Here is a 12115-nt window from a genome sequence, read left to right as displayed (position 1 = left end):
TATACGCGCGTTTATGCACGTTATTGAGACAGCTGCCTTATGCCAGCGTCTGGGCGCACGAGCGGTGGTTGGAGGGCGCGGGTCCGTCGGCTCATCGAAGTACCCGAAAGCTACACCACGTGTAGCATATCTTGATGTCCGATGCGACAAAACTCATGTCTGACGTGAGACGAAATCCATGTCGCCCAACAGGCGTTCTGTACGATATACCGTTCAGTACATCGGATTTGGAGCGTACAACCCACGCACTTCCGGCATATCCAAGTAGTCCAGCTTATCCACGTAGAGCGGCCGATGCCCGCGAACAAGAAGCAATTGCTTGCTGCGCGCCATGCCCAGAACTTCGTCCGGGAGCAGAAGCTTCCGTCCTTTCTCCGCCATGTTGCTGCCGAAGCTCTTGCCCTTCCCGATCCAGCCGGCGCTGTCCGTGCTCCTACCCTCATTCCCGCTGTCGCTGTAGATCGTAGCGTCGCCGGTCAGCTCCGAGAGCTCCTTGGCGGTCCGGAGGTCGGACGTGCCGAACAGCTGCTTCACCGACGCGTTGGCAAACATCGTCCCCCACGCCTTCCCATACACGTCCTCGACCTGCTGCAGATCCTGCACGATCAGCCAGTACCGAATGCCGTAGCCGCCAACCAGCGACACGCCCCGCCGGACCGCGTCAATCTTCCCCCAGTTCGCGAACTCGTCCAGAATCGCCACGACCGGAAGATCAGGCGGCGCGGTCGTCCGCGTGACGATGTCGTTGATCGCCACGATCATCAGCCGTCCCCAGCCAGCGTACGCTTCCAGGAACGACGGGGGAATGACCAGATACACGGTCATCCGCACCCCGGGCATCTTGATCCGCGACAGGTCCGCGTGCGGGAGCGGATTAGGGCGAGAGTGACGCCCCAGCGTGTCGGGAACGAACTCGGCGAGAACCTCCGCCATCTGGGGCGCGTCCAGAAACGCGAGCTGCGACTGCACGCTGGTCATGATGTTCTGGCGCGTGCGTTCATCCGCCCCGAGAAGGACGTTGGCGACCCTGCGCACCTCCGGGTGATCGGAGATGCTCATGTGCGCCAGCACGGCCTGAAAGTCATCCGACGAGAGCGAGGTCAGGAACCGAAGCGTCAGCAAATCCCGTCCGAACGGCGTCACCACGGGAAAGGCGTTCTCCTGAGTCCGCTTGGAATCGAACTGTACGGCGATGTAGAGGATGAACCCGGTGCCCACCTGCCGTGCCAGCCGGTCCCAGAAGGCGTTCTCCCCCTTGGATTCCAGGATCAGCGTTTCGGTGAGCACGCGGGCCCGCACGAGCGCCAGTCGGCCCTCGGGTCCGAAAGTCGGGATCATCCGCATGGGATTGAAGAACGCCCGCATCCCGTGCGGGTTCTGTCCCTCCAGCAGCGTGACCCCGAAGGGATCGAACACATGGACCGCGTGCCCCAGCCGGTTTCGGCGGTGCTCGGCGGTGACGAAGAAGCACTCCGCCTTCGGATCGGTAAACAGCATCGATCCGGCGTACCCGAGCCCGTTGGTCAGCACCGTGCCGATGCCCTTCCCTGAGCGCGTCGTGGCGACCGTCAGGAGATGACCGCTGGTTTCGGAATGCACGAGCAGCGAGCCGTCGTCGTGCCGGCCCAGCAGGAGCTTGGCCCCGAGCCCGCCCCCGCGGTGAAGCTCCTCGGCTTCGGCTTCGGTGGCGCGGAATTCATCCCCGGTTCCCCAGGCGGCAGAGCCGTGCGAATCGCTGGCGGCTCGAACCCGCGCCGGCCGTACCGCGACGAATCCGGCCGCGCCAACGAAGGCCGAGAGCAACGCGGCAATGACGCGGGCCTGGAGGAGGACGGGCTCGGACTCCGGCCGGCTTCGGAGCTGCGGCCACCACTCGAGGATCCGCGCGGGGTGATAGAGAGGCCCCTCCCACAGCACGGCGAGAAGCCCGGCGGCGAGCAGCAGCATCGGAACCCGCGGCCAGGCCTCGCGATTCTTCAGCATCCGGAGCGCCAGCCCGAGCACGAGCAGGGCGGCCCACCCGAACCAGATCCGCTCTTCCTCGGGCACCGCGAAGATGGGCCGGCCGAGCCGCGGATCGTATCCGAACCCGGAGGCGATCCACTGCGTGGTCCCCATCATCGCCCCGAGCACGGTGAGCATGCCGACCATGACCAGCGCATGCAGCGGCGTCGGCCCGCCTGCCGCCCGTTCCCGGGTCAGGAGGGGTGCCCGGCCGTTGGGTTCCGCGCTCATGGGTCAGGCATCCGCCGCGGCCGGCGCCGCGCGGCTCACCGCGGAGTCCGCCGGCGGCGGTGCGGCCGGACGGTCCAGATCCACGTTGCGGGGAACGATGACGGTGATGGGCTCACCCGGACCCGTCCCGAGCACCGGCCGGATCCCGGCCGCCCGGTCCAGCAGCCGCGTGCCCGCATTTCGGAAGGGCTCCGTGGCCGCGCTCGTGGCCCGGTCCCCGGCGGACGGCGCCGCCGGATATCCACCGGGCCCTCCCCCCGCAGCCTGACCCTCGGCGGGCGACGCGTAGGCGATCGCGGCTCCGAAGGCGGAAAGAAGCGCGGCGGCCTCCAGAATCTCACGCGTTCGCCGGTCCACGTCGCCCGCGATCCCCATCCGCCCCTGCCGGTCGGCGGCCGGGAGCGACGGGAGCATCCACGTGCGCCCGTCGCCGAGCACGACCTGCTCCCACACCACGACGAGTCGCTCCCCACCCGGGCCCAAGCCTTCCGGATAGCGCCCCACGAGCAGCGAGCCCGCGGGCAGGATCACGCAGCGCAGGGCCGCGTCGTAGACGTCCCGGCCAATCCGGGCCAGCACCGGCCCGGCGGCCTCGCTGTTGATGCTGCTGGCGAGCGTAGCGGTGATCACCATTCCGGCCGAGAGCACGCGCTCGCCCCGCCGGCACGGCCGGGTGGAGAAAGAGGCGAACGTCGCCCGCGCTGCCCCGTCCGGCACGGAGCCGGCTCGAGCGGCCGGCTCGCTCAGCTGTTCCCCTGCTTTTTCGGCAGCGCGGCGGTCCTCCTCGATCTCGGCCGCGCCGTAGGGCCGCAGCTCCCCCGCGGCGCCTTCCCCGACCTGCTCCGAACCGCTCCCGCTCCACGGCGCCGGGCTTGTAGCCGTGGTGTCTCCGGATTCCGCTCCCGCGGACTCCGCGCGGGCACCGACCCGCAGGCGGCGTGACGCCACCGCGCGCTGGTACGCCGCCCGGCGGACGTCCGCCGGCGTAAGGGGCGGGGCATCCGTGATCGCGCCTACCGGCGCGGCTGCCCCGGATCCCTCGGCAACGGGGAATGATACGTCACCGCCGCTCCCCCGACCGTCGCGCTCGCCATTCTCTGCATCTTCCCCGGATTGCAGCTCCCGCCCGAGCGGCACGTACTCTCCCGCGTCGACAGCGGTGGGTGTCCCGGGCACCGCGGGAAGCGTGTCGCCGGCCAGCTGGCGCGCCTGCACGGGATCCGCCCACGCGGCGCGCTCCGGGGCGGGCTCGTCGCGGGCATCGATCGCGACGGCGGTCGAGTCCTCGCCCTCCGCCGGCATCGTCTGGCGAGCCCGAGCGCGCTGGTTCATGACGGAAAGCGAGATCAGGAGCAGGCCCCCGAGCGCCGCCCCGGCGAGGTAGGTTCTCCGCCGATGGATGCCGTACCGCTCCACGAACCGCGCAACCGGGGATTCCGCTTTCTCCTCCGCGCTCATCGTGCACCTCGCCGCGATTCGCGCCGTACGATCAGCAGGCGGAGCGGGTCGCCGTCCTGGCCCCCCGCAATTAGCAGGACCATGCGGCGCATGACGCGGTCGGTCAGGATGCATCCATCGCGGACGGCGTAGTGGACCAGCTCGTACCCGCCCCGGGCATCCACCTCGTAGAGCACGGCGAGGTCGCTGTGATACGCCTCTGCGGGAAGCCGGATACAGATCTGCTGGCCGTTGTCGTAGACCACGCGCGGCACCCATGGGAAGCGGCGGTCAGGGATGACCTGGTAGTCGAAGTGCAGGTCGGCGAGGTCGCCCGCGGGCATCCCCGGTTCGGCCTCCTCGAGCTCGACCCCACCCGCGTCAGCCTGCGCGGCGGAGGCGGCTGGCCCGGAATGGTGCCTCACCAGCCGGTCGTCGGGATAATAGAACTTCACATGGCGGTGGTATGGCTGGTCGGGGTTCGTGCTTCCGCCCTGGCCGGAGCACGGCGGCGAGTCCAGGGTCACGTGATAGATCCGCCGCGATGTCGTCACGACCAGATTGGTGGTCTGGTCGCAGGCGTCCGGAAGCGCCACCGGCTTGGTCACGACCAGCGGGGTGGAATCCGGTCCCGCCGCGAAGTCCACGACCCACCGCTCGGGGTCGCCGACCACGGAGTCGATGACGCGCTCCCCCGCCTCGAGCTCGATGGTGCAGACCCGGAGCGCGGCGCAGCGGAGGGTCGGCTGCACGTGGCCATAGGGCACCATCGAGTAGGTGCCGGCATGGACCACGCGCGCGCTGCCCGTCCGCTGATACTCCGCGGTGGCTGCCTGCGCGTTCGCGGAGTCCAGCGCCGGGCGCTGGGCGTGGAGCGCGCCGCTGGCGGCGAGCGCGAGGGCGATTGTGAGGATGCGCATCATGGCGTGGGGCTCGCGGAGTCGGGGCGGGGGGCGCGCTCGGCCCGCCATGCCTCGCGGAGGCGCTGGTCGGCGGCGGCGTCCATCGCGCCCCGCGCGTCGCGCAGGTCGATCTTCTCGCCCTCGCCGATCGGTGCCCAGCTGAGGTCGGTGATGTAGATGCTGAACTCGTTCGCGAGGAGCTCCGGCTCATCCTTCGGCGGAATGACCGCCGTGCGCGCGGTGCCCTGCCACGCGCGCACGGTCGCGGTGCCGCCCCGGAGGGGCACCTCGGACTCCTCCCACCCGATCTCCCAGGTATTCGTGCTTCCGGCCATCCGCCGCACCGTGCGGACGTTCACGCGGCGGATCAGATGGCGGGAGATCGCATGCGGGCTGTTCCCCGGCACGGAGAAGTACTCGTCCACGTAGCTTCGCGCCGCGCCGCGCGTGAAGGTGAAGCTCCGGTCGATCAGGGCGTTCTGCGCGACCGGGTCCGTGGTCACCGTCCTCATCGCTTCCACGAACCGGGCGAGATCGCGCCGGATGTGCCGCTCCGCCGGCGGGGGCACCTCCTCGACCCGGCCGATGGCCCGCGTCTGCCCGAGACGGTCGACCTCGACGATGTAGGGGACGATCCGCGACTGCCTGGCGAGGGTTACCGCGCCATGCACCCCGATGGCGGTGACCGCCACCAGGATGAAGACGAGCGCCCGCAGGTACCGGATCCGGTTCTCCAGCTCCTCCACGTGCCGGTCCCGAGCCCACCGGGCCGCGTGGTACGGCGACAGTGGGGCGGCGTTCACGACCGGTTCAGTCCCCGCGTCCACCATCAGGCAGCCTTGCCGGCGACCGCGGCGGCCAGGTTGAGCCGGACATCGGCGATCTTCGAGGCGTACCGGGCCGGGAAGGCCCAGACCAGATAGACGTAGAAGCAGACCGAGATCAGGACGAGCACCACCGTGATCGGGTTCATGTAGACCACCTCGATCGCGAGCCGAACCGGGCGGCCGTCGATCACCACTTCGGGGCGGAGAGTTCGCCGGGTGACGCCCGCGAGCAGGTTGTTCGACCAGAAGTCGGCCATCTTCACCCCGAGCGCGGCGAGCGGCAGGGTCAGGAAGAGGCGCAGGCCGAGCACGAACGCCTGCTTGAGGTAGGCTTCCGTCATCCCCGCGGTGACCCGGAACGAGGCGAAGCCGGCGAAGAAGACGCCGAACCCGATCAGCAGGATCGCCTCGATCTCCACGAGCACGACCTGCAGGGCGATGAACGCGAATCCCGCCTCCAGCACCACCACGCCGACGCCGACCACGAGGACCGCGAAGACGGCCTCCAGGAGCACCGTCGCGGCGAGAATGCGTAGCGCATGAAGGTGCGCGACCAGGACGCCGACTCCGAGGAAGCCCTCCTCCACGGCGCCCTGCTCGATCAGGTTCCTGGAGATCTCCCACCACGCCGTCATCAGTTCCGCGATCGCCTGATTGGCCGCCCGGAGGAGCACGTCGGCGAGCGCGAAGCCTTGCAGCACGAGATCGCCAGGGAGCGCGCCCGGGTCACGGACACCCGCAACGGTTCCGGCGATGTTCCGGAACAGGGCGATCACCTGGTCGGGCCCGAGAAGCGGATTTATAAAGAAAGCCCACACCAGGGCGATGACGCCGAGCTTCCGCACGGCCTCGCCCACCATTCTCTCCATCCCGATCTGGCGCGTCTGCCAGTCGGCCCAGGACAGGTATCCCTCCAGGGTGAGCAGCGCCGCCAGCAGCATCTCCGCCCACGGGCGGAAGAGCTGCGGCCACTCGGACGCCGCCTGGCGGAACTGCTCGACGATTCCGACCACCACACGCTCGTCCGGGCCGGTCTGAGCCGCGAGCAGCGTCGGAAGCAGCACGGCGACGCCGAGGCCCAGAACTTCGACGGCGGACCTCCCCACCATGCGCTTCATCGGGAACTCCACGGAGTGAGAACAGAGGAGGGGAGGGCCGCTTGGGCCCTCCCCTCCTGATACCCCGCCGCCATGGCGCGGGGACGCGCCTGCCGGGTCACTGCTGCTGCACCACCCCGCCAGGCTGCCCGGCACCCGCACCGCCGACCGGGGGATGCGACGGCGTCTCTTCGGCGGGCTCGGTCCGGCCGCCGCCGCCCGTCGCGGGCTGCGTGAAGATCGGCTGGCCACCCGCCTGCGGATTCCACGGGTCGACGGGCGGTGCCGCCTCCTCCGGCACGGTGGGATCCCACTCCCGCGGACCCTGGCCCGCTTCCGTCCCGCTCATCCCTCCCGCGCCCGCCCCTGCCCCGGCGCCGCCTGACGGGGGACCGTACTCCCACCCGATGCCCTGCGCCCGGCGAGCGCCCAGATCGCGCGGGTCACGAGCCTCGCCGCGCACTCCAGGTCCGCCGCGCACGCCGGCACGCCGCCGGATCGCATCCAGGGAGCGGTCGCGGCCGGACAGGTTCTCCCCGTAAGCGCCGACCACCGCCTCCTCCCAGGCCCTCCAGCGTCCGTCCGCCTGGGCGCCGCGTACCGCGTCCTGCATCTGCCGCTGCGCCTCGCGCGCGTTTGCGGCGGCCAGCTGCTGGTTGAGAGACAGGAGCGTGTGCCGCATCAGCAGGTCCTGCTCGGCCGCGAACGTCTGGACCGCCGCCTGCGCCTGCTGCAGCTGCCGCTCCGTGCCCGCGCCCGTGACGCCGCGCCGCAGCGCGTCGAGGGCCTGCTCGGCCACGCCGATCTGCGCGCCCTGCATCTGCGCGCCCATGACGGCCGCGAACGCCAGGTCCCGCACGGAGTTGAGCTGGTCGGCGTGCGGAATCCGCATTCCGTCCGCGACCCGCGGGACGCGAGGAAAATGCTGACGAAACAGGTTTCCGAGCTCCGGGTTTCCGTAGCCCAGCGCGACGCCCTCCCCCATCGTGCGGCCCGTCTCGCGAAACACGCCGCGGAAGTCGGCGAGCCGGAACTGGCTCCAGCCGCGCGACTGGTCACGGAGGTGCCGTGCCTGGTCGTAGGCGTACTCGATCTGCCGGACCTGTCCCCTTGCCTGCTGGTAGAGTTGCCGGTAGCGCGCGACGGCGCTCGCGTAGTTCACGGGGTCGTAGACCACGCTCGGCAGCCCCGGGATGAGCGACGCGCCCACGGGCTGATGGAGCGCCAGAACCAGCCCGGCGGCCAGTGTGGCCGCGGTCAGTCTCCGGCCCACAGAACCTGCGCGTATCCGTGTCATGATTCCCTCCCGTGCGAATGGTCCCTGATCCACGCGGCGGCCTCCGCCGCGCCCGTCTCGCTGAGCCACACCGCGACCCAGCCCGTTCCGAACTCCGCCTCGAGCTCCCTCGCCCGCCGAACCGTGCCTTCCATCCCCATCCCTTCGCGCGGGAAGTACAGCGCCCGCGCCGCGGGACCGAGCGCGAGCTCGAAACGCCGTGCTCCCGACGGATTCTTGAAGTAGTAGTGGCGTTTGCGGGTCGAGCGGGCGATGAGCGAGATCTCCTGCTCGTTCAGCCCGGCGCCCTCGTAGACGCCCCGGTCCCGCTCGCCCGCCGCTTCTGCGTGGGGGATGAAGATGCGGGTCGGGCAGCTGCTCAGGATGGTCGCGGCGCCTGCGAGTTCCCAGAACTGGTGGAGATCCTGGAATGCCAGCGCCAGCACCACGTTCTTCTTGCGGACCTCCACCGCGTACCGCTTGAACCGCCCTCCCAGAAGGGGGTGCGCGAGGGAGTTCTTTGCCTCGTCCACCACCAGGTACGTGGGCCGTCCGTCGAAGCGCCGCTCGAGCCGGTGCAGCACCAGGAGCAGGACCGGCAGCGTGATGACCTCGCTCAGTTCGAGCAGGCCCTCCATCTCGTGCACGATGAAGTCACTTTCCGAGAGGGGGTCGGCGTCGCCGTCCAGAACGCCGCCGTAGGGGCCCGTCGCCGTGTACAGCTCGAGGGCCTGTCCCATCTCGGGATCCGCCGCGCTGATCTGGGTGACGAAGTCCGTCATCGTCCGATGGCGCGGCAGATCGGCGGCAAGCAGCCCCAGCACACGGTTCAGCGCGTCACGCCGGCCGGGGGTCACGTCCAGCTTCTGCAGGCCGAGGAGGACCTCCAGCCAGTCGACCGCCCAGGCCCGCTCCGCCGGCTCGTCGACGCGCGCCAGAGGCTGGAGCGCGAAGCCCGCCGCTCCGGGGGTGAGGTCCAGATGCTCGCCCCCGGCGGCGCGGCACAGCAACTCGAAGCTCCGCCCCCGGTCCAGCACGAACACCTGGGCTCCTCTGTATCGGAACGCCTGCGCCGCGATGTGCTCCAGGAGGATCGACTTGCCCGCGCCGGTGGGGCCGATGACGAGCGTGTGGCCGACGTCCCCGGCGTGAAGGGCCACCCGGAACGGCGTCGCGCCGTCCGTATCGCCCCAGAACAGCGGCGGCGAGTCCGGCGGGTACAGATCACACGGGTTCCGCGCGGGTCCCGCCCACGCGGAGGCAATGGGCAGGATGCAGGAGATGTTGTCCGTGGAGAGCAGAGGCCGCTGAACGTTCGCCTCCCCGTGGCCGGGCAGCGTTCCGACGAACGACTCCATGGCGTGGATCGTTTCCGCCTGGGCGGTGAAGCCCTGGTCGCGCAGCACGCGCGCGATCTCCCGCCCATCCCGCTCCGCCTCCGCTTCATCCGTGCGGTGGAGCACGACGTAGGAGTTGAACTCGCAGTAGCGGACCCGGCCGCCGGAGTTCAGCGCGATCGCCTCGGAGACGCCCTGCGCCAGGGTGCGCGCGTGCTCGTCCTCCTGCATGCGGTCCCACTCGGGGTTGCCCGGATCGTCCTTTCCGCGGGCCATCTGCGCGGCGAAGCTCTGTGCCCCGTGACGCTTCTCGTAGTGGTGTCGCTGCGCTTCGCGGAGGCGCGCCTCCGCCCGCTCGGGGGAAAGCGGCCGGATGCGGCTGCTCCAGCGGTACTCCATCGCCTGCTCGGTGAGCGCGGCCAGGATCGCGGGCCGCACCTTCGCCGGGTACCCCTGGAACCCGACCACGCGGATCTCGGTCGGCCCGAGACGGGGCGCGAAATCGCCCACGAAGGTTTCGTGGCCGAGGATGGCGTCCAGCCCCGCGCCGTGATGCGGGACCAGCACCTCCTGCCTGCGTCCGGTGAGGGAGCGGTAGAGGTGGGCCAGGAGCTCTTCGGAAGCGAGACGGTCCAGGCGGAGAACGCCCTGGAGCCGATCCTCCAGATCGACCAGCGAGCGCTGGTACCGATCCCACTCCCCGCTCCAGTCCATTGCCGCGCCGCCGGTGGCGAACACGCGGGCCAGGCGGTTCTTGCTCCCGCGTGGCGGCCGGTACGCCGCGGTGACGAAGCACTCCGTCTCCCACTTCCCTCCGCCCTCGTAGCTCAGCCGCCGCTCGTGGTCGATCGCGGCCAGGGCCGGACTCGGGAAGGCGCCCGGTGGCGCGTAGCCCGAAGCGGGCCTGCGGTACAGGTCGACGTGGAACGTCCAGTCGTCCGTAAACGGCACCAACGCCTCGCCCACCCGGTCCGCGATGCGGTTCAGCTCCGCGTTCGGGGCGGCGGTGGGGTCCGGCCCCCGGAAGCGGAAGCCCGCGAGGAAGGACCCGTCCTTCTGCAGCACCACGCCGGGATAGGGGAGGCGGCTCCAGTTCAGTTGATCGGCAATGGGCGGATAGGGGCGCGGCCGCGCCGGCCGGGACAGCCCGGCCAGGAACCGCGCGCCCAGCGCACCCGCCGCGAGCGACAGCAGAGAGGCGAGCATCGCCGGCCTTCAAGGATGCGCGCGGGAAGGGCGGCCGGACGGCCCTCCCAGCATCTGGCGGTTGCCGTACAGGACGGGGCGGCGGATGTACGAGATGAACATCGCCACCGCCCAGGGGTTGTCGCGCGACTTCCACGCGACGAACGGGTGAAGGAGCAGGAACACCACGCCCGTGACCACCCAGCTGGACCAGTGCATCCCCGCACCCATCCACGCGCAGACGATCAGTACGAGTTCCACGGACAGGAACCAGCGCGGCACGCCCAGGAAGAGCGGCGGCCGGAGCAGCGCCTGGACGACGGACGACTCCTTCAGGTTCTCCATCAGAGCACCGCCGCCCCGATGCCCAGGAACGAGCCGGAGCTCAGGATGAAGCCGGCGACGCCGAATGCCGCGACGACGGGCCCCAGCTTCTTCATCACGCCTTCATTTCCCCCTCCGATCCCCCACATGATGATCCCGCCCACGATCGCGAGCGTGGAGAGCATCGGAATGACGCCCATCGCCATGCTGTACAGCTCCTGGAGCCAGTTGAAGTGCTGCCTAGCCTGCTGGTTCCGCAGGCTGCTCGCCGCCGCCGAGGAGGGGAGCGAGAGCAGGAGCAGCAGTACCATCCACGCGCGCGCGCGCACGCGAAGCACGCGTTCCGACCGGTTCGTGTTCATCGTTCCGTTCTCCTGAATGGGGCCCCCGCCCGGGGGCGTGTGAGGCGAAACCGGCCCCGGCTGTCGAGGCCGTCCATCAGGGCGAGGTCGGCGACGCGCCCGCCGACCTCGCCTCTCTTCAGCACCACGACGGCGTCTACCGCGCGTGCGATCAGCTTCGCGTACGAGCCCCTGCGTCCGTCGAGCATCAGGAGCTCCATCCTTTCGAGCGCACCCTCGGCGGTGCCGGCGTGCATGGTGGCCGCGCCCCCGTCGTGGCCAGTCGTCCAGAGGTCCGCCGCGTAGTAGGCGGCGCGGTCCCGGAACTCGCCGCACACGATCCGGTCGGGAGACAGGCGCATCGCCTCCCGGTTGATCACCGGCCCCATCGCCTCCCCCGGACGCGTGCGGTAGAGCACCACGTCGGGAGCGGAGCAGCGGATCTCCGGCGTGTCCTCCACGATCAGGAGGCGCTCCGCGGGCCAGCGCCGGGTGATCGCGTCGATCAGGGCTACGAGGAAGGTCGTCTTCCCCGTCGCCGTCCCTCCCGCGATCAGGACGTTCCGCCGGAGGTCGATCGACTCCAGCAGGAGGTCGTAGTCCGCGAACGAGATCGCCCCCCGCTCCAGGTAGCTTTCCAGCGGGAACACCTCACCCGCGTGCTTCCGCAGGTTGAAGCCGGGTCCGGGTGCGCGCGGCGGGATGTAGCCCTGGAGGCGGGCGCCGTGGAAGCGGACGTCGGGCATGGCGCCCTGGAGGGAGGGCCGCTCGGACGTCAGGGTCTCCTTCCGGAAGGCCGCGATGACGCCGAGGAACTTGAGAACCGCCACTTCCCCGAGGATGAGCCCCGTCGCCTGCCGGCCCGCGCCGCCGCGATCCATCCACACCCGGCCGTCCGCGTTTACGTAGAGCTCGCGCACGCCGGGATCGTCCCACAGGGCCATGAACGCCTCCCCGAGGATCCGCTGCGCGCGGATGCTGGCCGATTCGTCGGCCTGAACCCGCAGTGGATCGCGAACCACCCGCCCCCTCCCTCGGAAATCATCTCCTTCCCCGCTTGCTGGATTGTACCCCGGACGCGCCGCCCGGGAACGCGCCGGGTCGCGCTGGGCGGTCAGATCCCGGAGACCGCACCCGGGTGCAATACCCGCGAT

The 12115-nt window shown here is 70.3% G+C and carries 10 protein-coding genes; all 10 read right to left on the bottom strand.

Annotation, left to right across the window (positions count from 1 at the left end; genetic code table 11):
* Positions 1 to 213: 213 nt before the first annotated feature.
* On the bottom strand, positions 214 to 2235 hold the full coding sequence (locus tag HNQ61_RS10015) for a type IV secretory system conjugative DNA transfer family protein (protein WP_170035808.1): 2022 nt from the start codon (positions 2233 to 2235) through the stop codon (positions 214 to 216).
* 3 nt (positions 2236 to 2238) lie between these two features.
* Entirely contained in the window at positions 2239 to 3567 is a 1329-nt protein-coding gene (locus tag HNQ61_RS10010; RefSeq protein ID WP_170035807.1) for a TraB/TrbI/VirB10 family type IV secretion system protein, read from the bottom strand.
* A gap of 122 nt (positions 3568 to 3689) precedes the next feature.
* Positions 3690 to 4595: a TrbG/VirB9 family P-type conjugative transfer protein gene (locus HNQ61_RS10005; RefSeq protein WP_170035806.1), complete on the bottom strand. Its 906-nt coding sequence runs from the start codon at positions 4593 to 4595 to the stop codon at positions 3690 to 3692.
* A complete protein-coding gene (locus tag HNQ61_RS10000) occupies positions 4592 to 5377 on the bottom strand; it encodes a VirB8/TrbF family protein (protein WP_170035805.1) in 786 nt (261 codons plus the stop codon). The genes HNQ61_RS10005 and HNQ61_RS10000 overlap by 4 nt, the downstream gene beginning before the upstream one ends.
* 26 nt (positions 5378 to 5403) lie before the next feature.
* The gene (locus tag HNQ61_RS09995) at positions 5404 to 6519 is read right to left on the bottom strand and encodes a type IV secretion system protein (protein ID WP_170035804.1); all 1116 of its coding nucleotides are present in this window, start codon (positions 6517 to 6519) and stop codon (positions 5404 to 5406) included.
* 97 nt (positions 6520 to 6616) lie between these two features.
* Positions 6617 to 7795, bottom strand: coding sequence for a hypothetical protein (locus HNQ61_RS09990; protein ID WP_183685620.1), 1179 nt, complete (start codon positions 7793 to 7795; stop codon positions 6617 to 6619).
* Complete coding sequence (locus tag HNQ61_RS09985; RefSeq protein ID WP_170035802.1) at positions 7792 to 10317, bottom strand: hypothetical protein; 2526 nt, start codon at positions 10315 to 10317, stop codon at positions 7792 to 7794. The genes HNQ61_RS09990 and HNQ61_RS09985 overlap by 4 nt, the downstream gene beginning before the upstream one ends.
* A 9-nt stretch (positions 10318 to 10326) precedes the next feature.
* The gene (locus HNQ61_RS09980) at positions 10327 to 10641 is read right to left on the bottom strand and encodes a VirB3 family type IV secretion system protein (RefSeq protein ID WP_170035801.1); all 315 of its coding nucleotides are present in this window, start codon (positions 10639 to 10641) and stop codon (positions 10327 to 10329) included.
* The gene (locus tag HNQ61_RS09975) at positions 10641 to 10982 is read right to left on the bottom strand and encodes a hypothetical protein (RefSeq protein ID WP_170035800.1); all 342 of its coding nucleotides are present in this window, start codon (positions 10980 to 10982) and stop codon (positions 10641 to 10643) included. The genes HNQ61_RS09980 and HNQ61_RS09975 overlap by 1 nt, the downstream gene beginning before the upstream one ends.
* Positions 10979 to 11983, bottom strand: a complete 1005-nt coding sequence (locus HNQ61_RS09970) for an ATPase, T2SS/T4P/T4SS family (protein ID WP_170035799.1) — start codon at positions 11981 to 11983, stop codon at positions 10979 to 10981. The genes HNQ61_RS09975 and HNQ61_RS09970 overlap by 4 nt, the downstream gene beginning before the upstream one ends.
* Positions 11984 to 12115: the final 132 nt, after the last annotated feature.

Source organism: Longimicrobium terrae, assembly GCF_014202995.1.
Lineage (GTDB): Bacteria > Gemmatimonadota > Gemmatimonadetes > Longimicrobiales > Longimicrobiaceae > Longimicrobium > Longimicrobium terrae.
This window is presented reverse-complemented; position numbering and strand designations above follow the sequence as displayed.

Bases quoted from the DNA above. Each gene is read 5' to 3' on its own strand.
- HNQ61_RS09985 (WP_170035802.1), bottom strand. From the start codon at position 10,317: ATGCTCGCCTCTCTGCTGTCGCTCGCGGCGGGTGCGCTGGGCGCGCGG.
- HNQ61_RS09995 (WP_170035804.1), bottom strand. From the start codon at position 6,519: ATGAAGCGCATGGTGGGGAGGTCCGCCGTCGAAGTTCTGGGCCTCGGC.
- HNQ61_RS10005 (WP_170035806.1), bottom strand. From the start codon at position 4,595: ATGATGCGCATCCTCACAATCGCCCTCGCGCTCGCCGCCAGCGGCGCG.
- HNQ61_RS09990 (WP_183685620.1), bottom strand. From the start codon at position 7,795: ATGACACGGATACGCGCAGGTTCTGTGGGCCGGAGACTGACCGCGGCC.
- HNQ61_RS10010 (WP_170035807.1), bottom strand. From the start codon at position 3,567: ATGAACCAGCGCGCTCGGGCTCGCCAGACGATGCCGGCGGAGGGCGAG.
- HNQ61_RS09975 (WP_170035800.1), bottom strand. From the start codon at position 10,982: ATGAACACGAACCGGTCGGAACGCGTGCTTCGCGTGCGCGCGCGCGCG.
- HNQ61_RS10015 (WP_170035808.1), bottom strand. From the start codon at position 2,235: ATGAGCGCGGAACCCAACGGCCGGGCACCCCTCCTGACCCGGGAACGG.
- HNQ61_RS09980 (WP_170035801.1), bottom strand. From the start codon at position 10,641: ATGGAGAACCTGAAGGAGTCGTCCGTCGTCCAGGCGCTGCTCCGGCCG.